General features: G+C 47.2%; 15 protein-coding genes and 2 tRNA genes. 8 read left to right on the top strand and 9 right to left on the bottom strand.

The genetic code is table 11. The features are described from left to right. Positions 1–210 precede the first annotated feature (210 nt). Complete coding sequence (locus tag BWK47_RS03105) at positions 211–12,195, bottom strand: Calx-beta domain-containing protein (RefSeq protein ID WP_237269768.1); 11,985 nt, start codon at positions 12,193–12,195, stop codon at positions 211–213. Between the two features lie 664 nt (positions 12,196–12,859). On the opposite strand from BWK47_RS03105, the gene BWK47_RS03100 reads away from it, so the two are divergent. The 3 genes from BWK47_RS03100 to fghA all read left to right on the top strand — a co-directional run bounded on the left by BWK47_RS03100 (position 12,860) and on the right by fghA (position 14,909). Continuing rightward, positions 12,860–12,932: transfer RNA gene (locus BWK47_RS03100), tRNA-Arg, on the top strand. Between the two features lie 28 nt (positions 12,933–12,960). Further along, entirely contained in the window at positions 12,961–14,070 is a 1,110-nt protein-coding gene (locus BWK47_RS03095) for an S-(hydroxymethyl)glutathione dehydrogenase/class III alcohol dehydrogenase (protein ID WP_162327527.1), read from the top strand. 8 nt (positions 14,071–14,078) lie between these two features. After that, complete coding sequence (gene fghA, locus BWK47_RS03090; protein ID WP_162327526.1) at positions 14,079–14,909, top strand: S-formylglutathione hydrolase; 831 nt, start codon at positions 14,079–14,081, stop codon at positions 14,907–14,909. A gap of 67 nt (positions 14,910–14,976) precedes the next feature. On the opposite strand, the gene BWK47_RS03085 is transcribed toward fghA, so the two are convergent. The 4 genes from BWK47_RS03085 to BWK47_RS03070 form a co-directional block, all read right to left on the bottom strand. Next, a complete protein-coding gene (locus BWK47_RS03085; RefSeq protein WP_162327525.1) occupies positions 14,977–15,315 on the bottom strand; it encodes a hypothetical protein in 339 nt (112 codons plus the stop codon). Between the two features lie 28 nt (positions 15,316–15,343). Beyond that, positions 15,344–15,985 carry a PAP/fibrillin family protein gene (locus BWK47_RS03080; RefSeq protein ID WP_162327524.1) on the bottom strand — a complete coding sequence of 214 codons (642 nt, stop codon included), beginning with the start codon at positions 15,983–15,985 and terminating at the stop codon, positions 15,344–15,346. A gap of 6 nt (positions 15,986–15,991) precedes the next feature. Continuing rightward, positions 15,992–16,306 carry a cupin domain-containing protein gene (locus tag BWK47_RS03075; protein WP_162327523.1) on the bottom strand — a complete coding sequence of 105 codons (315 nt, stop codon included), beginning with the start codon at positions 16,304–16,306 and terminating at the stop codon, positions 15,992–15,994. A gap of 127 nt (positions 16,307–16,433) precedes the next feature. Beyond that, positions 16,434–17,723 (bottom strand): aspartate aminotransferase family protein, encoded by a 1,290-nt coding sequence (locus BWK47_RS03070; RefSeq protein ID WP_162327522.1) that lies wholly within the window; start codon positions 17,721–17,723, stop codon positions 16,434–16,436. Between the two features lie 123 nt (positions 17,724–17,846). On the opposite strand from BWK47_RS03070, the gene BWK47_RS03065 reads away from it, so the two are divergent. From BWK47_RS03065 to BWK47_RS03055, 3 genes are all read left to right on the top strand, one after another. After that, entirely contained in the window at positions 17,847–18,944 is a 1,098-nt protein-coding gene (locus BWK47_RS03065) for a potassium channel family protein (protein WP_162327521.1), read from the top strand. Between the two features lie 19 nt (positions 18,945–18,963). Further along, a complete protein-coding gene (locus tag BWK47_RS03060) occupies positions 18,964–19,686 on the top strand; it encodes an OB-fold-containig protein (protein WP_237269767.1) in 723 nt (240 codons plus the stop codon). A gap of 85 nt (positions 19,687–19,771) precedes the next feature. Then, on the top strand, positions 19,772–20,467 hold the full coding sequence (locus BWK47_RS03055; protein ID WP_162327520.1) for a Uma2 family endonuclease: 696 nt from the start codon (positions 19,772–19,774) through the stop codon (positions 20,465–20,467). Between the two features lie 36 nt (positions 20,468–20,503). Here BWK47_RS03055 and BWK47_RS03050 read toward each other — a convergent pair whose 3' ends face one another. Further along, positions 20,504–20,794 carry a DUF2470 domain-containing protein gene (locus BWK47_RS03050; RefSeq protein WP_162327519.1) on the bottom strand — a complete coding sequence of 97 codons (291 nt, stop codon included), beginning with the start codon at positions 20,792–20,794 and terminating at the stop codon, positions 20,504–20,506. A gap of 143 nt (positions 20,795–20,937) precedes the next feature. Next, positions 20,938–22,089 carry an NAD-dependent epimerase/dehydratase family protein gene (locus BWK47_RS03045; RefSeq protein WP_162327518.1) on the bottom strand — a complete coding sequence of 384 codons (1,152 nt, stop codon included), beginning with the start codon at positions 22,087–22,089 and terminating at the stop codon, positions 20,938–20,940. 124 nt (positions 22,090–22,213) lie between these two features. Here BWK47_RS03045 and miaB point away from each other — a divergent pair, with 124 nt between their 5' ends. Beyond that, positions 22,214–23,569 carry a tRNA (N6-isopentenyl adenosine(37)-C2)-methylthiotransferase MiaB gene (gene miaB / locus BWK47_RS03040; RefSeq protein WP_162327517.1) on the top strand — a complete coding sequence of 452 codons (1,356 nt, stop codon included), beginning with the start codon at positions 22,214–22,216 and terminating at the stop codon, positions 23,567–23,569. Positions 23,570–23,580: 11 nt separating this feature from the next. Continuing rightward, entirely contained in the window at positions 23,581–24,672 is a 1,092-nt protein-coding gene (locus BWK47_RS03035) for a hypothetical protein (protein ID WP_162327516.1), read from the top strand. A 403-nt stretch (positions 24,673–25,075) separates the two neighbouring features. On the opposite strand, the gene BWK47_RS03030 is transcribed toward BWK47_RS03035, so the two are convergent. Both BWK47_RS03030 and BWK47_RS03025 read right to left on the bottom strand, forming a co-directional pair. Continuing rightward, positions 25,076–25,156 (bottom strand) — tRNA-Leu (locus BWK47_RS03030). 145 nt (positions 25,157–25,301) lie between these two features. Further along, positions 25,302–26,246: a PhzF family phenazine biosynthesis protein gene (locus BWK47_RS03025; protein WP_162327515.1), complete on the bottom strand. Its 945-nt coding sequence runs from the start codon at positions 26,244–26,246 to the stop codon at positions 25,302–25,304. Positions 26,247–26,258 lie beyond the last annotated feature (12 nt).

Below are 26,258 nucleotides of genomic sequence, written 5' to 3'. Positions count from 1 at the left end.
AAGGGACAAAAATAGTAAAAGTTTTGAATTCAAATAGGGATTTGACTGGGCAAATCTGGCAGTTTAGTGACAAGGCGCTAAAATCCGGCCGTTAACCATTTTGACACACCCTCGGGACAGGAGTGGAGCGGACTAATTTCGGTTGCGGGACCAGATCAGACTTAAGGGGATAGATCAGCCTATTCCTCATATGTCACTTTTGTACTTAATTTATGGAGTTAGAAAGCTGAATTGTAAAATTACGTCATTGTAGTCAAGATCGCCGCCGCCCACCATATCTTCAAAACCAAACAGGTTACTGCCCAGACGACTCATTTGGCTCACTCCCCCAGGATTGGCTTGCTCAAAAGAGAAAAGGGCCACAGGGTCAAGGTTTGGGTCGTTAGTGGGATTTTTGCTTAACACTTCTTCGATGGATGAGTTGGGAATAATCGCCATGCCATACATATTGTTACCCGACAAACTGACCGTCGTTTGAGTAGTACTAAAAAACTCGTCAGGGGCGTTTAAGCTTAGTCCCGTTGCCGGATTCTGGGCCCTTGTTAATGCCGCTTGTAAATAGCCTCCATCCCCTGGGTTTAAATTAATCTGGCGATCGCCATCGGTATCAATGCCCCCGGTCAGACTATCCACTTTGTAGAGAACAATAAGATTTTCGTAAGCCCCCGCACGACTAATGGAAACATTTGTCGTCACAGTCTGGTTTAAAATTCCTGGCACAACCAAAGTTTTGGAAGCGATTTCTGTAGTAATGCCATTAAAATCTAACTGATGATAACCTCGACTATCTGTTTCAACCATTAGTGGAGCATCAATGGAAAAAGCGATTTCTTCTCCCTGTTGGCCATAGAGCATATAGTAACGATTAGCTTCTAAATTAGAGTTACTAAAGCTACCAAAAAATTGTGATTCTGTCCTGGCAAAAGCTTCAATATCAGTAAAACTTTGTCGGGCTAAACTACGGGTTAAAGCCTGGGCTGAGGCATTGGCTTGATCACTAAAAACAACTTGTTTACGGGCCAAAGCGGCCTCCTCATAGCCTGGATCATCAGGAAGTAAACCATCAATGGCGCCATCGGCACTATCCACCATAACCCAACCAATTTCATAGTTTTGTGAGGGGCTATTGATTAACCTGAGTTGTACTTGGCCATCGGCGTTAGTGGGAGCCAAAAAAACTCGGTTATTATTGCTAATTAAGCCTGGAATGGTGCGGCCCGCATAACCATTGGTTGCCACTAAACCATTCACTATGCCATCAGCATCACCTCGATCGCCGTCCAAAAGTTTGAGTTCTACTCCGCCAATACCGTTTGGGCTATCTACATTGGTGAACCGAGCCCCTGTTTCATCATTAAACATCAGGGATTGATAGGTTTGACTGAGGGAATCGTAACCAAAAAAGTCGTTAAATTCGGCTAGCCCTTCAACACTTAAATGAATCTCAGTTTGGCCGGAATTAACTGTGGTGGAGAAATCAATCAAGCCCCCCATGACACTGTTATCCCAGTCCCCGGCCAGGTAGTTCCAACGTCGGATCTGGGCACCATTGGCATCACCAGCTAAGGCAAAATCAGAGCCCCAATTTCCCGCCTCTAAGCCATCATTTAGCAAAGAAACCAATAGACCAAATTGGCGATCGGCGGTATAAACAGAGTCATTAGGAATTTTAACTGTGACGGTTTTTTGCTCCTCCCCAGGGTTAAATATTAACTGTCCCGCTATGGGTAAATAGCGATCGCCCGCTTTGCCGCTCATGTCCTGGGTAATATAACTGGCTAGCACATACTTGTTTAGGTTCCCCGTGCGCTCAATGACAAACTGGGCTTCTCCACTAGCTTCTGAAACCTTGGGATTGGAGACAAACAAGCGGGTGGGTTGATTCGGGTCAGAACTGGTGGCGGCGAGGGTGGTTACATCGTTAGTAGTAGGAGGGGGACTAGGTTGGGCTGTGGGGATGGTGTTCAGAATCGGTGTGTTGGTGTTGGGCGCGGTAAAAGTAACTTGATTAGGAACATTGACTAAGATGGTCGCCGCAGAAGCACTTGAGGTATAGCGGTAATAGTTTTGGTTATCGAGATAGATCTTTTCAGTAAAGCTAAAACTTGAATCTAGATTGAGTGTGTCATTGGCATCTAACAGAACTCGAATTTCATTGTTGGCGGAAAGTTGGGTAATGGTCAGCGCATTGAGAGTGAGAATATTGGCTCCATAGTCCCGGACATCGAGAATATTAAAGTTTTTCAGTCGCAGGCCTGGAGACAGGGTGGTTAAATCCCAATTTTGATTGGTGTAGCCCGTGAATTTGAGAATGTTGTTCCCGCTACCCCCATCCAATCGCCGGAAATTGGTATCAGTGACCGTGACAAAATCATCCCCAGGCCCGGCATAGACCGTATCTACCCCACCATTGCTATAGATTTGGTCATCCCCTTGGCCCGCAACAAAAATTTCTCCTGTGGGACTACCGAGCATGACATCATCGCCAATCGTACCCAGTTGATTCACTTGGGAAGTAAAGTCGCTGCCAAAGAGAACATAGCTGAGATTGTCAAGAGAACCAGGCGCACCCAGAGCAAAATCGCTAAAGCCATCACCGTTGATATCACCTCCACCGGCCAAGGAAATTCCACCTGTTGATCCTGGCAGGCCCGTTGTAACAAAACCAAAGGGGTTAAAGTTCTGCTGATTATTATTGCTTTGACTGCTTTGGTTATTGGGAGAGTTTTGATTGTTGTCAAGATTTCCTAAGTTAAATGGCGTTGTAATCGGATAGTTCTTTCCCCAATGAGTTCCCCCAAACACGACCCAAGTGACTCCCTGATCCCCTGCGGAAGATGAATCGAGAGCTTTGCTAATGGTAGTAAAAGGAGAGCTTATTAGCAGGTCATCAAAGCCGTCACCATTTACGTCACCAATAGATGTAATTTCTGACAGTGCAAAGTTGGTTGCATCGGGCGTATCAGGGGCGGCCAAAACCACGTCTGGAGAACCAGTAATGGAGATACCGCTGGAGCTACCATAATAAATAAAAACTCCCCCCAGATTGTTAATGCTTTCATATTCAGGAATAGAGAGTGTAAGTAAATTGCGATAGCCCGGCGCCAACACTGCTAAATCAGCTATGCCATCCCCATTAAAATCGCCAACATCGTAAACTTGCTTGCCAAAACTAGTTGCCTGATTTGGTTCAAAAAACGGCTGTGAGAAGACAAAAGAAGCTGGATTTCCGTTACTATTTGATGCCAATAAAAGTATGCTTTGATTAAAAAAGATTGAAGATACACCATTGAGATCGTCATAGTTATATTCGCTACCCCCAGGCCCCCCAAAAACATTGGACCAATTCAGTCCATCTGCATCTTGTGAAGTGATTAAATTAATATTCTGGTTGGATGCGACGAAGGATAAGTAATAAATTCCATTTACAAATGTTAAAGATGGTGCGCTATTGGTATCAACTTGGCTTAACTCTGAAGAACGACTCCAACTGCTTAAATTATTGGAGTTCAATGTTGCAACGAAAGCGGCGGAAGAATCACTAGACTTAAACGCAACCGCCAAGGTCTCCCCATTTTGATTAGGGACAACAATTGCACTTAGGGGTTGGTTGCTTGCTTGGTTACCGCCATTAATAGTTAAGACCGTGTTATTTCCCCAATCATTACTACCAGGATTACTGGAACTAACATAAAGAATGTCATCATCCGAATCATTTTTAATGAAGAAGACATAAAGCTCATTATTAAAAGCAACTAAGGTTGGGGCATTTTTTGATGCTTGATTAATTTGCACCGGCGAAAAATTTAACCCCAAGCTATTATCTGTCGTATTGCTTGCTTCGGCCACCCATACCTGACTACTGGAATCAGTAATACCTAGATATAGTTGACCGTTATAAGCGGCAATAGAGGGAGAAAAATTGCCCGGAGTAATTTTGTCCCCATTGACTCCAATGAGGTTGATTTCAGTTGAATCTTGCCAGTGAACTCCATCCCGACTTCTTTGCATGACAATGGAATTATTTTCCCCATACAAAGCTTGGTATAGCCAGCCGTCTAAAAAGGCAAATGAACTGGCATGTTTGGTTTCTTGGTTATTGGCAGACAAAAAGTCAAAGTTAAGGAATTCAGGATTAACTGAAGTGCTCACAATTGAAGCATTGGGAGGATCAATAGTAGTTTGTAAAACGGCCTTTCCAGATTCGTAAGTGAAGTATTGCAAACCACCGCCAAAGCCACCGATGTTGGGTACGGAATTTAATTGAGCTTGGCCCGCCACAATTTCATTTGAACCATCACCGTTGAGATCAATGCCGGTAAAGGAACTGGGAAGCGGATTATCTGTACCAAAATTTAAGGGGGTCGAGTTTGTTAGCGTGCCATTAACATTGCCATAAACGACGATCGCCGCATTGGAGCCCTGCAATACCAAGTCATCATAGCCATTGCCATTAAAGTCTCCGACCCCCCAGGCCTGGGTATATCCTGAAAGCGTCATTCCATTACTTCCCAGCGTCAAATTACCAAGAGTACCTAAACTTGGACTACCTAGGACCAAATGGAACGTTTTATTACTATCAATTACGCCAAAATCAGCCAGGCCGTCGCCATTAAAATCCCCTAGGGCAACAAACTCTTTCACTTCAGCATTGTTAACTGAAACGAGTAAGTCTCCTGTCCCTAAAGCCGCATCGAGTAAATCTTTTGTGCTATTCCCAAAGACAACCACACCCCCGGCTGTACTGCCCCCCGATAACGCATCCGCAAAGCCATCACCATTGACATCTCCCAACACAACAACATTGCGCCCATTTCCCAGGAGACTACCACCATTGGTTCCGTTGCTCAGAAAGGTGGGAATTTGAACCGTAATTTCTTGATTGGGGTTCAGTGTTACCGAACTATTAATCAGACTAGTATTGCCCTGATTTAAGGTCTTAATAATACTCCCAGTCTGAGAAACAATATAAAGACCGCCATCCGAGGCTAATTTCAGAACAGCCCCGCTATTCCCGTCTGTATTGGAACTCCAAATCACATCCCCTGTATTTCCCCCTGGTTGGCCATAAATCACCAAGTTGCCATCTGTTTGCATCACCGCATAGGCCTGGGGAGTCACAACTACACCTTCCCCCGGATCCGATTCCCAAAGCACTTGACCGGTGGGTGAGACTAACTGTAATTGGGCGGAAACTAGGGAGCCAGAACTGCCAGAGACCAGGACAAAGCCTAAAACATAACCATAGGGACTTGAGGCCAAAGTATAGTCATAGCCATCAATGACAAAGCCGTTATCCGAGGAAATATCTGCTAATTTAATACTGCCATCATCCGCTAACCAAGAGTGTCCATACACCGCATACAGTTGTTGACCATTGGGGGCCGTCAGCAATAAGTCAGCAACCCCATCATTGTTAAGATCACCAACTCCAGTTGCTCCAGCGCCCGCTAGTTGTAACGGTTGATTCCCATTGAGCAGAAAAGTGGTCTTGTTGTTATTAGCCGTAACATTTAGGTCAAAAATTCCGTTGGGTTGATTAAAGAAAGTCGAGCTTCCAAAAACCACATAACTTTGCCCCGTACCATTGGCGGCCTGGGGGGCAGTAATGAGTAAGTCTTGATAGTGATCGCCGTTCAGATCACCAGGAAAAGTGATGACGGCCCCTGTGCGACTCCCAGATAGGCCTCCCAGAATTTGTATGGCATTCCAACTCCCGGATGAATTTTGGGTATTGAGTGTATTTATAGCTTGGGCAGCACTATTTCCCCCATTGAGAGCCTTGCCAGACAGCACATACATCCCCCCAGCATTAGCGTTCAAGCCAGGAACAGAAATGACTAAATCCTGATAACCGTCACCGTCTAAATCTCCCGCTGTCAGATTAGACCCAGCAAAGGTATTAGTCCCGACCCCTGTACTATCAGGAATATTAATGCCGGTATAGGTGGCATGGATGGAGGAAGAAGGGGAATCAGAAGAGGTAGTAATAATGTTAAGGGGTAATCCACTACTGCTCCCAGAAATAACATAGGCGGCCCCGCTAGAAACCCAACTGGTATCCGGGAAGTTGCCTTGGTTTTGTTGCGGTAAGTTACTCTTATTCGTCCATTGGTTTGTGATTTCAACCTGATAGTTTGGTGCGCCAATAATCAAGTCATCATAACTGGAACTACCACTATAAGTTTGAACAGCTCCTCCATCTGGGTTTGTGGTTCGAGAGATAGCCAAAGAGTAGCCCGCAATTTCACCCACGGTCAAGTTTGCCTTTGGATCTTGAGGATTTGGGATGCTAAAAGTTTGCCCCGTATAAATCAGGCTGGGAATACTGCTGCTAAGATTGGGGCCACCTGGAATTTGAAAAACCTTACCAACAATAGTGCCAGTGTTGTCATTACCATTTTTAGCCAAGGGAGCACTAAAAATAATGTTTCCATAACTAATGTCTCCATTACTATTGCCACCAAAGCGACCCACGGCTACTGCAAACCCCGCCAAACTTCCAGGGCTACCATTTATATCACTACTATGATCGGGAACAACCTCAGGATAAATATCTAAGTTGGTCAGAATTTCTCCACTAAAGGCAACACCTTGATCAGAGGTTAATGTTGTGACATTGATTATTTTGTTGGGATTATTGACCAAGTAACTGCCATAAATCACATAAATCGCACCTTGGCTATTATTGGCATTAGCATCTCCAATGACTAAGTCATCAATCCCATCTCCATTCACATCCCCTGTGGCTAAACTCATGGCAACGTTATTATTGACTTCCCCGTTATCCGTGATGCCCTCAATCAGGATACCACCGGCATTAATACTGTTGGTTGTTAAAGGCCCACTACTACTGTTCGTTAAAGCCGGCCCTTGAGGCAGCAAAATTTGAATCGTCCCGCCTTGAATGGACTCTCCACTGGCATTGGTCAAGCCCCGATTACCCACAGCAACATAGGCTAATTCTGGCGTACCATTATTGGTATTAAAAGCACTAGCAACAACAGCCCCCATCCCCTGTTCGCTGGTCTGAATGATAAAACCGCTATCAATTAACGCTAAAGAACTATCATTGGCTTCGATGACTGTGGCGGTTCCCAATACACTAACTTGGCCTGGGGTTAATGGCTCACTGTTAATGGGAATTGAGACTTGATCGGTCAATTGTGTTGAACTGGTTGAATTGGTTGAATTGGTTGAACTGTTTTCCCTGTAATTAGCGAAATAAACCGTAATTGTGGCACTGCTAATTGAGTTTTGATATCCAGAACCGGTATCTACATACAAGTCCAGAATCTCTTCAGCCCCAAGCACGGGATATTCAAACGGATAAGTTGTAGCCTGAGGATTGAGATTGTTCAGTAAGCGATTACCGATTACAACCCCTAGTTGATTTCCGCTTAGAGGGCTAACTTCATCGCTACCTAAACCTACTGCCCAGGTCTGGCTAGAAGTTTGGCCATCATTAGTCGTGACAGTACCAGTAATTTCAACCCCGATAATGATTTTGTTTTGTTGGTTTGTTAAAGGCATCCTGAACAAGGAATCACTATTCCCATTGGGGGCAATGGCAGAACTGGACTCCGCGTTAGTGGCAGAAACAATATCCCAGGCCGGGCGGTTGGCATCACTGAGGGAAGTGGGGGTAATGGCGAGTTTTGGTTCAATCAGACTCGGAGGATTCCAGGCCTTACCATCCCAAATTGCGGAAAACGTTTGCGGGCCTGGGGCAACGGGAGCATTGTATTGAGCAGTGTAATGGTTGCCAACTTGGTTCGTGCCAGAAATAATTTCTAAAAGTTGGGTCGCAGTAACCGTTTGAAAATTATCCGCCGTTAACGCATTGGCATTGATATTGGCATAGGTTAGCTCAGCGGGATAAAACGCCACTTCATCCAGATAAACAGAGGAATTTGGAGTACCGGCCAGGGTGAGAATTCCAGACTGGGGTAAAGTAGGGTTTTGCTGAGTTTGTTGACCAATGGGCTGACCATTCAAATACAGCGTTAAGGTTTCGGTTGAGCCGACATAGCTACCAACAACGTAATACCAAACATTTTCCTCCAGGCCTGGATCAACCTGAACCGCACTACTCTCACCATTCACCAGGCCAAACTTGAGATAGGGTTTACTGTCAATCACCTCCAGACCCAGGCCAAAAACCCCCGCCATTGACACTAAATTTAGGTTTTGTGATGGATTTTCTGGCAACTTAAACCAAAATTCAACACTAAAGCCTTGATTATTGAGGGGAATCGGCTGATTTAAGGTAACACCACCCCCATTAAAGAGAACGGCTGGGTTGGGGTCGCCTGTTGTTGTAGAGTCAGTCGTATTTTCAAGAGCACCCGTTTGATTCAGAGTATAGGTTCCGGTGTAGGTGCCATTGGCCGCCCCAAGAAATGTTCCAAAATTGCGAGCCGTTGAACCAGTTAATTCCCCAAGACGCAAATAGATCGATGGCGAGGCTGACTCAACCAGTTCGCGATAGGAGGAGGGTTGGGAACTTGTCCAAAAAATAGCTGGTTGTCCCCCCAGTTGACTAATCGTTAGATCGGTATGGGGGTCTGCGGTTAAACCTGAATTAAAAGGAATGGGAGTCCAGCCCGATGATTCTGTCCAACTTGACCAATAAATGGTTGTAGTAGTGCTTCCTGTTGTGGTTGAAGTATTGAGCCAGGCCGCCATAATTTCCTGATTCGGCCCAATTCCCAAGGCAACATTGGTATTTTGTCCGGGGGGTGTTGGAATCTCCTGCGCGATAGTCCAAGCATTGCCACTTTGAAGTTGAGAATAGTAAATTTTTGATTGACCAATCGCCGTGTTAATCTGATCGGCTTGGGATTGGGTGTAAGTTTGCCCAGGAATATCCAGGCCCGTAAAGGCAGAACTATCCACATTCACCCAGGCCACAATATTCGTTCTTGTACTCGAGGTTGCCGATTTGTTCGGAACCAAGATAGCCACCGGGTCGAAATTCAGCTCAGATGTACCAATAATGCTTTGAACGTCTGAAATTCCACTATTACCAAAGGGAGAAAATGCCGTTTTAATAACAGTTGTTGCCGTGGGCGGGGTGGAAATAACCGATTGGTTCTGGAAGCTATCAACCAACGTATTGCTATTATTTTGAAGATTATTACCATTGGGAATAGCCTGATAACTGACTGTGACAACATCCCCTTGATTAATCCCTTGATTCAGAGGCAAAATAACTGAATTTTGGTTAACTGTTACGCCTGATTCAACAGAGATGACGGTATTGTTACTAATCACTGTAAATTGGCTGGCATCAGGAATGACACTTGAATCCAGACTCTGATCAAACACCAACGTCAATTGGGTCGTGGTCACACCAGCAACTAGAATATTTGGGGCTGTCGTGCTGGACACTTGACTGTAGTTTTGTAAATCAACTGTGAAGTCAGGAACCCAGAGTGTTGTGGTGGCCGTAGAACTTGGAGATATCGAATTTTCAAGGCTAAATTTAAGATTAATAGAGCCTAAATTATAAGTGAGAGAGAGATTGGCATTGTCAGGAATGTTTTGCTTAACATTTAAAACAATCGTATTGCCAATAGGTTTTTCAACATTTCCAATAACATAGGTTGTGTCAGAAAATGTAAATTGAGTCGCAAGTTGATTCAGATCGGTTATATCGCTACTATCGATGTTTTGCGCGAAGGTAAGAATAACGATGCTATTACTATCGCTATTCGTGCTAATAATTGCGCTGATGGGTGTCAAAGGCGGGGCATCACTACTCCAGGCCAGGAGAAGATCATATATAGGATCGCTGGCTGTTGATGTGCTGCTATAAACAAGGGCCATTGCCGGTGGGGTATCTTGGGCAAAATCATTAGCCACATTTGCAAGCAGTTGGTTGGTCGGCCCACTATTCGCAAAAGTACGATTAATCAATCCGACTGATGTGAGAGCATTTGCACTATCAACATTAAAATCATCAATCGTAGTCCCCTGAATCACAGTCCCTTCGATGGTTTTCGTTGTTTTTGTAGTTAAGTTTTGGTTGGCATTCGTATTTTGTGTGTAGGTAACGGTATAGCTGGTTGTCAACGGTGCGCTGAGGGTCAATAAAACTCGCTGATTGTTCAGAGATACTTGATTAACGGTAAAAGATTTCTTGTTGGCATCAGTAATCGTAAATTGACTCGCATCGGGAATAAAACTAGTATCAAGGGCCGTATTAAACTGAATAATGACCTGTTGTTGATTGACCGCATAGGTATTGCCTGTACCGCTAACTGGGTTGTAGTTATAAGTAAAGGTTTGAGGCGTGTTATTTGTGACTGAAAAATTGGTGCTGGCAATCGGTTGCTGAGATTGATCTAATAACACTCCTTGTCCTGTCTGATTTTGGGTATAGGTCAAGTTAATGTTAAGGTTCGGGGGGGGGGCTCCATCTTGGGTTGTGTAGGGGATTGAGGTACCTAAGCGGAGAATTACATCATTACCAGAGATGACAGCCCCAAAGACAGGAATTGTCTCCAATGTTTTTGGTGTCTCCGATGATTTTGACGTGGCTGTAACCGTGACTGTAAATTGGCTGGGATCAACATTAACGGTGGGATCAAGTCCTTCAGGAAAAGAGACTCTCAGCAATGAACCACTCACTGATGCCGTATTTTCGGAACTAGCCAGAGTTGGAGTTGCTAAGGTTGCACTAGACGTGCCAGTCGGGCCAAAAGTCCAGGTGGGAAAAATACCAATCGTCCCGCCCAGATAACCAAATGCTTTTGCAGTTGCGGTGAGGGGGATGCCAACGGTTAAACTACCAGTAAAATTTCCTTCAGTTTCACCAATGGTTCCGGCTGCAAAAAATTGAGCAGCAACACCGATTTCAAAGATGAAAGGAATCTTAACCCCTCCTTCAAGTCCAATTGAAGCGATTGGAAGCCCAAATAGTAACGACTCTGGTGTGATGGCCTGGGGATTATCTGGATCAAATTCGGAGATGATTCCCTCGATAACCTCTTCTATTGGGGATAGAACCGCCAGTGCAATACCAGCAATTGCTCCTAGGGGTGGAATGCCCATAACTATGAGTAAAGTGCTAGCACTATTCACTTCACCAATAGCAGTGATTCCCAGGGCAATAGGAGCAATATATTCTTCAGGGTTTGTTGGCCTAAACTGCCATTGTATTGCTGTTCCCAAACTACCAATGGCCGAAAGATAAAACGGGGTTGCTTTAATAAATGGAATTGGGATGGGAACACTGAAACCCGCTGTAAACGATGAACTACCGGTTTGAGTCCCGAGAGTATAATTGCCTTTGGTATCTGTGTAACTGAATAGTGAAGCTAAGACTCCTGTTACCGAGCCACTAGGTTTCTTCGAGAAGGTGGGATTGGCAGTGTTGCCGTAAGAGGTTTCTTTTTCTTTGCTATATGAAAAAAAGCCGGATGAATTGATAAGTAGTGCACCACTGGTGTCAACACCACCACCAAATAAACTAAAGTTGGGATTATTCCCTGATGAGCCTTGTAACGTCCCACCTAGGTTGAAGTTACCTAAAATCGTATTTGTGAAAAATCCCGGCAGGTTATTGAACTTATCCAGCACTGCTTTTGCCAAATTAAGATCAAATGTCTGAGAAACATTGAAGTTAAGGCCCAAGCCATTGTAAGAAGATGAACTGGATGCAGCAGTTTGCAATTCTTTAGAGGTTAACGGGGTATAGGCCGCCGCAGATGCAGATTGAGGAATACTAACAACTGGATAATTCCCTTGGATCACTCCATCTACAACCGTGCGGGGGGCATAGGGGGCTGCGTTACTGGTTGAGGGTGGGGCGGTGGGAAACTGGCTACTGGTAACACTAAAGGTTTGATAGTACAGATCCGTGTCTTCCCGAATCGCCTGGTTATTGGCCTGGTCAGCATTAACCTTTTGTCCGACAACGGTAACAATTCCATCATTGACAATCGCTTTGGGTTCAAGGTCGTCAATCGTGTCTGCTGTCAGGGCCTGGGGGCTAGGGAGCCATTGCAATACCCCATTGGAATTATATTGGGCAGCGGTATAAAATATTTCGCTGTCGTTGGCAATTCCCTCTTGGTAAATAATCGCCACCCCTGGAGCCTTACTAGAACTAGAACTCGATGTAGTAATCAGCTTTGGGTCGGCAACAATGGTGAGATGTTTTAGGGACTGCCCATTAAATTCCACCACGACCTGGGCGTTAATCCAGTCTCGGGCATTGATGTCGTAGGTGGCGTGCCAGATTTTGTCATTTTCTGCCCAGGCCAAGTGTGTGATTCCGGCACTATCTTGGGTGATAGCAGAAAGGCGATTAGATAGATTTATACTCATTAAGGCCAGGCTCCACAAATAAAATGAGGGTCGACGGTTAAATTCAGGCTTTTGATGGACTGGCCAGCAATATTGGCGATCGCCTGAGCGTTGCTCCAACTAGCAGAATTCGGATCATAGACAGCGTGCTAAAACTCATCTCCCTGGGCTCCCGGCCCGCCGGTGCAGTCTTGAATAATGGCGAAAAGACCGTCGGTAAGATTTAGAACCATGGTTACAGTCTCCGCAGAGACTCAGTTTTTTTATGGTATGAACCAAACAATTTACTAATGGTATATTGACCTTTATTAAAAAATGCGCTATGCAAAGGCGAAAGATACAAAAATTCACACCCAAATGACCGCTGCAAAAAAGGAACAGGGGTAATGATGTCAGCAAGACCTCTCTGTTGCTCTTTTGCTCAGTCCCCATGTGCACTGTCAACAGCCGTCAACTATCCTTTCCCTGCCCCCCGGAAATATTCCATTAACACCGAAATCCTAGCCCCGAAAAATATGGGAGAATGGAATTGAGTAGCAAGCCTGGGTGCGTAGCTCAGTGGATAGAGCATCCGCCTTCTAAGCGGACGGTCGCAGGTTCGAATCCTGCCGCACCCGTTATTCCCTTCAACGTTAAGGATCTGCTATGAAATCCCGTGCCGCCGTTGCCTTTGAAGTGGGCAAACCTTTGCAAATTGTGGAAATAGATGTGGCTCCACCCAAGCAAGGCGAAGTTTTGGTCAAGATCACCCATACCGGAGTCTGTCACACGGACGCCTTCACCCTCAGCGGCGATGACCCGGAAGGACTTTTTCCCGTTGTGCTGGGCCATGAGGGAGCAGGCATTGTGGTTGAAGTGGGGGAAGGGGTAACCAGTGTTCAACCGGGAGACCACGTTATCCCCCTTTACACTGCCGAATGTGGGGAATGTTTGTTTTGTCGCTCCGGTAAGACCAATCTATGCGTTGCAGTGCGGGCCACCCAAGGCAAAGGGGTTATGCCCGATGGCACCAGTCGTTTTTCCTACAACGGCCAGTCCCTCTATCACTACATGGGTTGTAGCACCTTTAGCGAATATACCGTTGTTGCCGAAGTTTCCCTCGCCAAAATTAACCCCGAGGCAAACCATGAACACATATGTTTATTGGGTTGCGGCGTTACCACTGGCATTGGCGCTGTGCACAATACCGCCAAAGTACAACCAGGAGACTCGGTGGCGGTGTTTGGCCTAGGGGGCATCGGCCTCGCTGTTGTGCAGGGAGCTCGTCAGGCCAAAGCAGGTCGCATCATTGCCATCGACACCAACCCCGCCAAATTTGAGCTAGCGAAGCAGATGGGCGCCACTGACTGCATTAATCCCAAAGACCATGACCAACCCATTCAACAGGTCATAGTGGAAATGACCGGCTGGGGAGTGGACCACTCCTTTGAATGCATCGGTAACGTGGAAGTAATGCGCTCTGCTCTGGAATGTGCCCACCGGGGTTGGGGGCAATCGGTAATCATTGGCGTAGCAGGGGCTGGCCAAGAAATTTCCACCAGACCATTTCAGCTTGTTACCGGCCGCAAATGGATGGGTACCGCTTTTGGCGGTGTGAAAGGTCGTTCTCAATTACCAGGTATGGTGGAGCAATCCATGCGGGGTGAGATCCAACTGGCCCCCTTTGTTACCCACACCATGGAACTAAAGGATATCAACCAAGCCTTTGACCTGATGCATGAAGGCAAATCCATTCGCAGTGTGATCCACTACTAATACAACCCATGGAACGATTAGAACACCACGCCAGCTTCGGGGGTTGGCAAAGCGTTTATCGCCATCACAGCGCTGTGCTTAATTGCACCATGAACGTTGGCGTTTACCTACCTCCCCAGGCTACTAACCAACATTGCCCAGTGTTGTACTGGCTGTCTGGCCTCACCTGCACTGAACAAAATGCCATCACTAAAGCGGGTCTACAGCAACACGCAGCAAGGTATGGACTAATTATTGTGACACCGGACACTAGCCCCCGGGGTGAAGGCGTAACTGATTCTGAAGATTATGACCTCGGTATGGGAGCCGGTTTCTATCTCAACGCCACCCAACCTCCCTGGGCAGCCCACTATCAAATGCATGATTACATTGTGCAAGAACTGCCCATGTGGGTTGAGGCTAATTTTGCCGCCACCGATGCCCGGAGTATTTTTGGCCATTCCATGGGGGGCCATGGGGCCCTAGTCATTGCCCTGCGTAATCCCGGTCGCTATCGCAGTGTTTCCGCCTTCTCTCCCATTGTTGCCCCCACTCAAGTTCCCTGGGGACAAAAGGCCTTCCAAGCTTATTTAGGGGATGACCAGTTAAGCTGGCAAGCTTGGGATACTTGTGCTCTGATTAAATCGGCTCCAGAGCGGCTACCATTTTTCGTGGACTATGGCGACGCTGATCCATTCCTCCCTACCCAATTGCGGCCAGAGTTACTCCAAGCGGCCTGCACGGCGGCCAACCATCCCCTTACCCTCCGTATGCAACCAGGTTATGACCACAGCTATTACTTTATTGCTAGTTTCATTAGTGATCACATGAATTGGCATGGAGCGGCGCTGCTAAACTAATTTCCCCCCTAATTTATCCTGGGGAAACACCCAAAAACATGCCGAAAAACATTGGCAAAAATTAAGGTTACGGCAGGCCGGGAAAACTATCCACGTACTGAATTTTAACGTCGGGAAAGGATTCGACAATTTGAATTTTGGTATTGGGAAAGGAGGTGACAATTTGCCATTGCCCACATTGATTGGGAAAACTTTCCACTAGTTGCACCTTAAGATCGGGAAAAGAACTGACCACCTGCACTGTGAGATCGGGGAAAGAGTCAACTAATTGAATTTTGCCGTAGAGGAGATGGCCATTGAAGCTACAATCGGCGGTGTTAATGGTTTCTGTCGCCCCTACACCACGATTAATAAAGAGGGAAAACAAACAGTTACAAACTAATATTATTCCCAACTTAGTTTTCATGAGCTTCTGCTCTCAATCATAGTTAATTCTATGGGGTAACTTCAGGCACTTTTGACAACACAAATAGACTACCTTCGCCACCTCTACCGATTCTCAAATCATCATCAAGGTAAGTGATTTCTAAGAAAGGAATTCTTCCCTCCGGCGATCGGGCAGGTACAACTTTGGCTGGGTCTAACTTGGGGGTAGGGACACCCATTAATTTTTGAATGGAAATCATTCTTTCTAAAAATTCCACATTGATGCGTTTGTCAGGCAAAACTGTCCCAGCCGGTTTGGCAATTTCAAACTTTGCTGTTACTTTGACATAACCTTTTGCCAGCCCCAGGGGATGGTAAACAAAAGCTTGATTTAGAAACGATTGATTGGGGACGTTAATGATTTGATAAATACGCCCCACTTTCAGTCCTAGGGGTAACTTATCTAGGGATCTAATTTCCCTGGCAGTGGAGTAATTTAACCACCAATTACCATCTAATAATTGGGGTGAGTATAACAGCGGGGATAGGTTAGGGTTTAAGGCTTCGATCGCCGTCACTAGGGATTCAATTTGTTCGCAGGTGGTGGCCTGTAAAGTGCGGTTGGTGAGGGGAGCGCCCCGCTTTGCTTTTTGTAGCGGTTGGATTAAGGTTGATAGTTTTTGCTTTAAAGTTTGACGCTCTAGGGACATAGGGATTTAACTAAAATGTAAAGCTAGCCAAATGCAAGGGGGTTCATGACTGGTAAATGTTACCCGATGTTTTTGCCGAGCTGGAATGAGCAGATAATCCCCTTGACCAAGGCTAATCACTGCACCGGTATCGTAGGTTATTTCTGCTTTTCCCTGCAATAATATTACCCATTCTGGGCGGTCTTGGTCATACCATTCTCCTGCCGGAGTTATCTGCCCGGTGGAAATAATTCGTTCTAAAGTAATATTTTTATTTTCCAGCAGCAGGTCAAATTGTTCTTGATCCGGTAGGCGATCGGGCAATTGCCAAAGGTTTTTCATGGCGTGGCAAGGAGCAAAAATTTCAGCAAGTCAACTAGGCTAATGGTTCGATTTCCCAGCAACAAGCCGCCCCAGGCTGCGATCAAAACAACTAGGGCAGTGTGATATTTATTTAAAAATTAACTGATCAGACCAAAGTGGCGATCGCCTGACGGAGAATTTCCACTGCCTGGGCAATTTCTGCTTCCGTCACCACCAGGGGGGGCACAAACCGTAACACCTTGGGACCAGCGGGGGCCAGGAGTAAACCCTGTTCCATGGCGGCTTTGACAATTTCAACGGAGGTGAGGGAGCTTTCAGCGCTAATTTCCAAACCGTTGATCAAGCCCCAACCCCGGACTTCGGTGAAAACGGTGGAATATTGATTTTTAATTTCCGCCAAACCACTCCGTAGCTGTTCCCCCCGGGCCTGGACATTATCCAACAGGCGATCGCCGGCAATGGTTTTTAGCACCGCTAGCCCAGCGGCACAGGCCAGGGGATTACCGCCAAAAGTGCTGGCATGGTTGCCCGGCTCAAATACGTCACAGAATTTTTTGCACATCATCGCCCCAATGGGAACGCCCCCGGCCAGACCCTTGGCACTGGTGAAAATGTCCGGCTCCACCCCCAGATGTTCGTAGCCCCACAATTTGCCAGTGCGTCCTACCCCCACTTGCACTTCGTCAAAGACCAACAAAATATCGTTTTGGTCACAGATCTCCCGCACCCGTTTGAAATAGGCCAAATCCCCAGGGCGGACTCCCCCCTCCCCTTGGAGAGGTTCGAGGAAAATGGCTGCCACTCGACTATTACCTTCATCTAAATCCGCCACTTTATTTTCCAAAGAGCGAATATCGTTATAGGGTACGTAGTCAAAACCCGGCACCAGGGGATCAAAATATTGCTGATATTTAGGCTGGCCCGTGGCGGTGATGGTGGCTAGGGTACGGCCGTGGAAACTAGCTTTGGCGGTGAGAATAACGGGCTGTTCGAGGAAATCCAGGACAGTGTGAGCATATTTTCGCACTAATTTAATCGCCGCTTCATTGGCCTCTGCCCCAGAGTTGCAAAAGAAAACCCGGTCCGCACAGGAATGCTCCACAATCCATTTAGCCAACTCCCCCTGTTCGGGAATATAGTACAAATTTGAGACGTGGTGGAGCTTTTGAATTTGGTCAGAAACCGCCCTAACCAACGCCGGATGGGCGTGGCCAAGGGTACAGGTGGCAATGCCAGCGACAAAGTCAAGATAACTCTTGCCCTCGGTATCCCATAAAGTACTGCCCTGACCCCTGGCGATCGCAATGGGAAACCGCCCATAGGTGTTCATCACATAGGTATCAAAATCTGCGGTTTTAAACTCGGCGGCAGGGGATGGGTCGGTTACGGCAAAAGCTTGGGATTCGGCGGATTCAACAACAGGGGAATAGGTCACGGGGGGCTCCTAACGCGTTAGACTGGCCAAATTTGGATATGGTCTGCAGGGGTAGGGTCACCCCTCTGAAATAATTGTCTCCTGATCTTAAATCGACTGACCTGTTTTAAGTGAGGTTTTAGGATGGGATTGGGATCATCAAGTCAGGAAAACCTGTTAAATCTCATCGATCGCCAGGGGCGCAGGTTAAGACAGGAGTTAATGGCTGGGGCCATTACCCTAGGAGGGTTATTTGTAGTCGGTACGGCTTGGTACAGGTACGTAGAAGACTGGACTTGGTTAGATGCCTTCTACATGACCACCATTACCCTAGCCACCGTTGGCTTTGGGGAAACCCATCCCCTAAGTCCGGCATCCCGTTTGTTTACCATTTTGCTGATTTTGATGGGCTTGTTGACCATCGGCTACATGGTAAATCGTTTCACCGAAGCCTTTATCCAAGGATACTTTCAAGATAGTTTACGCCGGCGGCAGGAGCAAAAGGTGATTGAGCGATTAGCGGACCATTATATTCTTTGTGGCTATGGACGCACAGGGCAACAAATTGCCTTTGAGTTTGCCGTAGAAAATATTCCCTTTGTGGTGATTGACGCTTCCCCAGAGGTTATTCTCCAGGCAAAGCTGAGGGACTATGCTGTCCTCCAGGGAGATGCCACCCTGGACGAAATCCTCCTGGCAGCCCACATTGAACGGGCTATTTGTATTGTTTCTGCCCTTTCCTCCGACGCAGAAAATTTATATACGGTGCTTTCTGCTAAAACGCTCAATCCGAAAATTCGGGCGATCGCCAGGGCCAGTTCCGAAGAAGCGGTGCAAAAACTGAAACGGGCCGGGGCCGATGAAGTGGTTTCTCCCTACATTACCGGGGGTAAACGGCTAGCCGCGGCGGCATTGCGGCCCCAGGTGGTGAGTTTTGTTGATGGTATTCTCACCGGAGCGGACCGTTCCTTCTATATGGAAGAATTTCGCATTGGGGCCGAAGACTGTCCCTACATTGGCCAAACCTTGCGGGAGGCCCAACTCCGGGCCCAATCGGGAGCATTAATTCTGGCCATCCGTCGCCAAGACCATCAACTAATTGTGGGACCCATGGGAGACACCCATTTACTCGATGCTGATGCCCTCATTTGCCTGGGCACAGTAGAACAACTCCGCACCCTCAATCAACTTCTTTGTCCCCTCAATCCAGCACGGGTACGTCTGCCAAAAAACCATCGTTAGTGTAAGGAATGTTGTCATTATGCTTTTTCACTTAGCTAATTTGCCCTACTGGTTACTGCTGGGGGTGGGAATACTCTGCCTAGGGCTAATGATCATCTCCGGAGATGGGGATGAAGATCTAGATGTAGAAATGTCTCTGGAAGCCGGCTCCGATGTGGACATCACCCATTTAGACGTGGAGCTTGACCAGGGGGGAGACATGGAAGAGGGGGAAGCCGTGCCCATGGCCTTGCAAGTACTCTCCTTTTTTGGTTTGGGCAAAGTTCCGTTAATGATTCTCCTCGGCATAGATTTTAGTCTCTGGGGAGTAATCGGCTGGATATTGAATGTGACTGTCGCTACGGTGACGGGGACTATGCCTAGGGAACTTGTGGGTTGGGCTGGGATAATTTTCCTGGTTTCCCTGGCCATCAGTCTTTGGCTTGGTCGCCTTGCGTCCCGTCCGATCGCCCATTTATTTAAGACCTTTAGCCAGGATGTCAGCACAGAACGGGTCATTGGTTGCACGGGCACTGTCACCTCGAAAAAGTTGCCCTACCTAGCCAATGGCACCATCGGCCAAGCCCATGTTTATGACAATGCGGGCAATCTACTCACCATCAGCGTTAGCCTACCGGATTGGGCCACCGTCATTCCCCACCATAATCAGGAAATTTTGATCATTGACCAGTCCCCCAAGGGTTATGGCTACCTGGCGATCGCCAAGGACAGTTCCGACGAGGATAAATGGTTAAAGTCTTAAAGACCCAAACTTTTCAGTGTTGGTCAAAGTCCCACCCATGCGAGGCATTGTCTAGACTGGAGAAAAAATTGCGAGGATTAACCCCATGACCGTAGCCCTCGACCGAGAAATCATTTACCCCGACAGCGATGGACAGCCCATGGCCGACAACACAGAACAATTTGAATGGATTGTCCTCCTGAAAGAAAATTTGGAATGCCTCTTCGCCCACAACCCAGACGTATTTGTCGGGGGAGACCTGTTGTGGTATCCCGTGGAAGGGCATCCAGAAATTCGCGTGGCACCGGACGTCATGGTGGCTTTGGGCAGACCCAAGGGAAAACGGGGTTCCTACCGCCAGTGGCAGGAAAATAACCAAGCGCCCCAAGTGGTGTTTGAAATTTTATCCCCTGGCAACACCCTCAAGGAAATGACCAAAAAGTTGAAGTTCTATGACCATCACGGCGTAGAAGAGTACTATGTTTATGATCCAGATGACAATGAGCTAACTGGGTTGCAACGAATTGGCGGAGAGTTGACCATCATCGAGGAGATGGCCCATTGGACAAGTCCTTTGTTGGGCATAAAATTTGAGCTGAGCGCTGAGACTTTGCGGGTTTATTATCCTGACGGGCGACCTTTTCTCTCCACCGTGGCATTAGCAACCCAGGCTGAACAGGCATCCCAACGAGCATATCAAGAGGCTCAACGGGCGGAGCGGGAAAAACTCCGAGCCGAATTGGCGGAAGCGGAAAACAATCGCCTCAAGGCATTGTTAGCGGAGGCCGGTATTGACGTTTAACGGTTGTCCAGGCAGCGGCAGAATCCATGGAGCAAATTAGCTATTTTTACCAACACTCCGGGCCTGCTTAGCCATGGCAATCAATACTTGGTGGGCATCTTCAGAATCCTTCAGGGGTTGCTCGAATTCAATGCGGATAGTTTTTGAGCCACCCTCACTTTCCACCACTAAATCCATGCCCGTGGGATCGATGGCCTGCATCTGGGCCGTGGTTACATCGGTTTGTTGACCAAAAACCTGGGCATAAAGGGCGATCGCCGAGGCATGATCTTCGTTCATGTGTTTACAAATGCGGTCACTGATAGCAGGGGTGAGGGGATCAGCCATAATTTTTGCCAATGAAAAAATAAAAAATCTAAAAATTAACCAGAATTCTGTCTAGAGCAATGTGGGTTAAGAAAAACTCTTCCCCACCAGAATTGGAAAAAGAAAACCCCCACCAAACTGGTGAGGGTAACCTTCATCAGAACCTAGCCGCGCCAGGTAACTTTGGGCAAAATATGTTTTTGATCTACCCGGTCTTTGTACTTGGTGGCAAAGTTTAACAGGGAATCGAGCAAAGAATCGGACAAGAAGTGGGGTTGGAGTCCCAAATCCAGCAGATTGGTATTGACGGCGTTGAAATAGTGTTCTTCCAACTCAACCCGGGGATTTTCCAAGTGGTCAATTTCCACTTTTAGACCGAGATCCGCGCCCGCTTTTTGCACCATTTGGGCCAGGTCACCAACGCTGAACAGTTCCGTATATTGGTTAAACACCCGGAATTGACCTTTATCGGCCGGGTTGGCGATCGCCAGTTCAATACAGCGCACCGTATCCCGAATATCCAGCAAACCACGGGTTTGTCCACCTTTACCGTACACTGTCAGGGGATGACCAATGGCCGCCTGAATACAAAAACGATTCAGAGCCGTACCAAATACACCGTCATAATCAAGACGGTTGATCAGCATTTCATCCATGCCAGTCTCATCGGTGAGTACCCCGTAAACAATACCCTGGTTTAAATCCGTGGCCCGCAGACCCCAGATTTTGCAAGCGAAGTGGATGTTATGGCTATCGTGAACCTTACTGAGGTGATAGAAACTACCGGGTTGTTTGGGGTAGGGTAGGGTGTCTTTACGACCTTTATGCTCAATGGTGATGTACCCTTCTTCGATGTCAATGTTGGGCGTACCGTATTCCCCCATGGTGCCTAGTTTCACCAAATGACAATCGGGGAAATCTTCCTTCAGTGCATAGAGCAGATTCAAGTTGCCCAATACGTTATTGGCCTGGGTTAGCACCGCATGTTCCCGGTCAATCATGGAAAAAGGCGCTGACCGTTGCTCCCCAAAATGCACCACCGCATCGGGCTGGAACTGACGGAGGGAGTTGGTCAAAAAGGGATAGTCGTTAATATCGCCAATGAACAGGTCGATCTTTTTGCCGGTCAACTCATACCAACGATCAATGCGTTGCCGGATGGGGGCGATGGGAGTCAAGGTTTCAGCCCCCAACTGGGCGTCCCAATAGCGCCGCACCAAACTGTCTAAAATACCGACTTCATAGCCTTTGTTAGAGAGATACAGTGCCGTGGCCCAACCACAGTAACCATCACCGCCAATAACCAGAGCTCTCATATTAAATCCGAGTAAATGTCTATCACTGATATCTGTCCAATTTATCAGGTTGGGGGACAGCCGGGGGTTAAGACGGGGAACTATAATCAGACATTGTGCTGTTCATTGCTTCGCCCTATTTCCCATGAATGTTTCCCACCGTCGCTACCACATTATTACCTTTGGCTGTCAGATGAATAAGGCGGACTCGGAAAGGATGGCCGGCATTCTGGAAAATTTGGGCATGACCTACACCGATGACCCCAACCAGGCGAATTTAGTCCTCTACAATACCTGTTCTATCCGGGACAACGCTGAGCAAAAAGTCTACTCATACCTTGGTCGTCAAGCCAAAAGGAAACAAGTAGAACCGGAATTAACCCTGGTGGTGGCGGGCTGTGTGGCCCAACAGGAAGGGGAGCAATTATTGCGCCGGGTGCCAGAGTTGGACCTGGTAATGGGGCCCCAACATGCGAATCGGCTAGATCAGTTACTAGAACAGGTGTGGACTGGTAGTCAGGTGGTGGCGACGGAAAGCTTGCACATTATGGAAGACATCACCAAACCCCGGCGGGAAAGTACCGTTAGTGCCTGGGTGAATATTATCTACGGTTGTAATGAACGTTGTAGTTATTGTGTGGTGCCCAATGTGCGCGGGGTAGAACAATCCCGTACTCCAGAAGCCATTTATGGGGAAATGGCAGTCCTGGCCCAACAGGGATTTAAGGAGGTCACACTGCTGGGGCAAAACATTGATGCCTACGGGCGGGATTTACCAGGCACCACTCCATCGGGTCGCCATCTCCATACCCTGACGGATTTGCTCTACCACGTCCATGATATTGAGGGGATCGATCGCCTGCGGTTTGCCACTAGCCATCCCCGTTATTTCACCGAACGGTTAATTCAAGCCTGCCAAGAATTGCCCAAGGTCTGTGAACATTTCCATATTCCTTTCCAATCGGGGGATAACGACATTCTTAAAGCAATGAAACGGGGCTACACCAGGGAAAAATATTTACAGATCATTGAAAAAATCCGTCGCTATATTCCCGATGCGGCCATCAGTGCCGATGTGATTGTTGGTTTCCCAGGGGAAACGGAAGCCCAGTTTGAAAATACCCTCAACTTAATTGAAGAGGTTGGTTTTGACCTACTCAACACCGCGGCCTATTCTCCCCGTCCCGGCACCCCCGCGGCCTTCTGGGACAATCAACTTTCCGAAGAAGTCAAAGGCGATCGCTTGCAAAGATTAAATCATCTAGTTTCCATCCAGGCCATGGAACGCTCCCAACGTTACCTCGGTCGGGTGGAAGAAGTGCTGGTGGAAGGGGAAAACCTTAAGAGCCCAGGGCAGGTGATGGGACGCACCAGGGGCAACCGCTTAACTTTTTTCCAAGGAGAGATTAGCGAACTATTGGGTAAAACAGTGCCGGTAAAAATTACCGAAGCCCGGGCCTTTAGCCTCACCGGGGAAGCTTTAAGTTTAGTTACTGCCTAGGCAAAAAAGTTATGGCCTCGAAAAATTCCTGCCACAATGGAGATTGGAAAAATCAACGGTCTAATTTGGGGGAGATGATAGTCATGGCTCCATATCAGGGTTTTCACATTGGTCTGCTGGGGTTGGCCCTAGCCTCGGTTTGGCCCCTATCTGCTTGTGCCATTACTCCCTCCTTCCCTCCAGCAGTAGAGCAGAATCAACAAGTGAATGGCGATCGCCAAGTAATGCAACTGGCTCAAAACCCAGACACATATATTTTTGAGACCTTTGATCCTAATAGCGACGAACCACAATTAAACGGAAAAGTAGAAAAAGGTGATGTGAGTGCCAGCATCAGCTATCGCCAAGAAAAACATGATGGCTATGAAAGTTGGTTTCCCACCGTCACCGTTAAATTTAAAAACAAAATTGTAGCCACTCTAGAAGGGTCAGAGTCCCCCATGCCCATCGCTTTGCTGCAGATTACTGATATGGATCGGGATAATCCTTATCCAGCAGTGCTTTTTGCTACCTATACCGGCGGTGCCCATTGTTGCAACGAGGTCAAAGTCTTTACCAGTAATCAAAATGGGAGTGATTGGTCTGTACGGGACTTCGGCTTTTTTAATGGTGGCCCCCATCCGGCGGAAGATCTAAATAATGATGGTTGGGATGAGTATGTAGAGGTAGATAATCGTTTCCTTTATCTCTTTTCCTCCTATGCCGGTAGTGCGGCCCCAGCCCAGATTTGGGCTCTGCAAAATGGTCAAGTAGTGGATGTGTCCTTTGAGCCTAGCTTCCAATTTATCCATCGAGAAAATGCTCAATCTATGGAAAAAGATCTGCCAGAAATTGTAGCCCAGGATTCGGAAAAGAACGGTTTTCTCGCCGCCTATGTCGCTAATAAAGCCCTAATTGGTGAATTGGATGAGGGCTGGCAGACCATGCTCAAATATTACGACCGGGAGTCTGATTGGGGGCTAACCAATTGTTTGGAATATGATGACCAAAGTAACTGTTTAAACGAGGTTAAGTACGACTCCTATCCCGATGCCCTGAGGGCTTTCTTGGTAGAAGCTGGCTATATCGAGGCGAAATTTAAGGCTGAAAATAACACTCTTTAATTATCGTAATTTTCACAGAAGTATTGCTCTTTTATCATTGTAGGTTGCAGGGTAAAATAATTGGGACAAAAATAAGGTCTTCTAAAGACATTACTACCTTCTTAAATTTGTTAAATAAACAATGAAAGCTTCTTAATAACTGGGGGTATAAATTACCGCCATCCAGGGCTTTAGTAAATTGAAGTAGCATAACGGCTGAATTATTAACCTCATGTTGTTCAGATTGCACTGAACGTCACTTAGTTTTTAAAGCCTGTTTCAGGATGGACGACTATTTATATTTCCCCGAGATTCTAAGGATCAAGTCACGAATCACTAGCTTCAGCACAAACCGCTTCGTCCGTACTAGAGGTCTTAAAGAAAGCCGTCTTGGCCAAGAACAATAAAAGTTTTGTTCACTTAATGCGGACGGGGAGACTCGAACTCCCACGCCAAAGACACTAGAACCTAAATCTAGCGCGTCTACCAATTCCGCCACGTCCGCGTCCGACCAACCATCCTATCACAATCCCCTGAGTTTTTCTTCGTTGTGTACACAAGCAATGGTCAAATCCCATTTTCACCGCAGTTTGGGGTCAGGGAAGAAGAAAAATTTCTGCCCCCAGGGGTGATAATTCTGCAATTTGTTTCTAATTCCCCAGGTTCATTAAGCCCTCCGAGACTAAAATCGATCGCCCGGCCACTTTCACTGCCCTAATCCCCTGACCGTCTTTTACCACAGTTAACTGTAATTGGCTGGGCCTTCCCAAGGCTTTGCCCTGTTCAATTTGCCAATGGTGCGAGCCTGGAGTGTCTAGGCGATCGCCTAAATAACCCCCCAATGCCGCTACCCCGGAGCCAGTGGCCGGATCTTCCGCAATGCCCAAGCCAGGGGCAAACATCCGCCCATGGATCAACTTGTTATCGGACAAACCCAGTGAAGGATCTCCTGGGGCCAGGCAGTAAACGCAATCGGCCCATTGACCCGCCAAGAGATTTTGCCAAACCGATGGATTAAAACTAATCCGATTTAACGCCTCCTCATTTATCAGTGGAATAAATAAAAAGGGCAATCCACAGGAATAGGCTTGGGGTTCATATTCTCCTTGCTGTAGCTGATCAATGGATAATCCCAAAAGCAAGGCCAAATCTTCACAAGATGGGGCAGAATCCTTGGTTTCGGGAAGCTGGGCCACGGTTAATTCTGTTTGCACCAGTTGTCCTTGCTCGTAGTGGAGGGTAACGGGCACTAGGCCCACCGGCTCTTCCAACTGCCAAGTGGTGGTAACTAAAGGGCTGGGGGGCTGGAGTAAACCCAACAGATAGGTGGTCCCAATGGTGGGATGCCCTGCAAAATCCAATTCCCTTTTGGGGGTAAAAATTCTTAGGCGAAAATTCCCCGTTTCCGTCATTGGGGGCAAAACAAACACCGTTTCGGAATAATTGATTTCCGCTGCAATTTTTTGCATTTGTCCATCGGTCAAACCCTCAGCATCGGGAAAAACCGCCAGGGGATTACCGCCAAAAAGTTGGTCAGTGAACACGTCAAGGGTATAGAAGCCATAGCGCATAGGTCTAACTGGGGAATTGAACACAGGGAAGGAGGG

Origin of the sequence: Synechocystis sp. CACIAM 05 (genome assembly GCF_010222815.1) — a bacterium.
Classification (GTDB): domain Bacteria; phylum Cyanobacteriota; class Cyanobacteriia; order Cyanobacteriales; family Microcystaceae; genus Synechocystis.
Note: the sequence above shows the minus strand (reverse complement) of the source record. Positions and strands in the feature narration are given on the sequence as shown.

Bases quoted from the DNA above. Each gene is read 5' to 3' on its own strand.
- BWK47_RS03095 (WP_162327527.1), top strand. From the start codon at position 12,961: ATGAAATCCCGTGCCGCCGTTGCCTTTGAAGTGGGCAAACCTTTGCAA.
- fghA (WP_162327526.1), top strand. From the start codon at position 14,079: ATGGAACGATTAGAACACCACGCCAGCTTCGGGGGTTGGCAAAGCGTT.
- BWK47_RS03085 (WP_162327525.1), bottom strand. From the start codon at position 15,315: ATGAAAACTAAGTTGGGAATAATATTAGTTTGTAACTGTTTGTTTTCC.
- BWK47_RS03080 (WP_162327524.1), bottom strand. From the start codon at position 15,985: ATGTCCCTAGAGCGTCAAACTTTAAAGCAAAAACTATCAACCTTAATC.
- BWK47_RS03075 (WP_162327523.1), bottom strand. From the start codon at position 16,306: ATGAAAAACCTTTGGCAATTGCCCGATCGCCTACCGGATCAAGAACAA.
- BWK47_RS03065 (WP_162327521.1), top strand. From the start codon at position 17,847: ATGGGATTGGGATCATCAAGTCAGGAAAACCTGTTAAATCTCATCGAT.
- BWK47_RS03060 (WP_237269767.1), top strand. From the start codon at position 18,964: ATGCTTTTTCACTTAGCTAATTTGCCCTACTGGTTACTGCTGGGGGTG.
- BWK47_RS03055 (WP_162327520.1), top strand. From the start codon at position 19,772: ATGACCGTAGCCCTCGACCGAGAAATCATTTACCCCGACAGCGATGGA.
- BWK47_RS03050 (WP_162327519.1), bottom strand. From the start codon at position 20,794: ATGGCTGATCCCCTCACCCCTGCTATCAGTGACCGCATTTGTAAACAC.
- BWK47_RS03045 (WP_162327518.1), bottom strand. From the start codon at position 22,089: ATGAGAGCTCTGGTTATTGGCGGTGATGGTTACTGTGGTTGGGCCACG.
- miaB (WP_162327517.1), top strand. From the start codon at position 22,214: ATGAATGTTTCCCACCGTCGCTACCACATTATTACCTTTGGCTGTCAG.
- BWK47_RS03035 (WP_162327516.1), top strand. From the start codon at position 23,581: ATGGCCTCGAAAAATTCCTGCCACAATGGAGATTGGAAAAATCAACGG.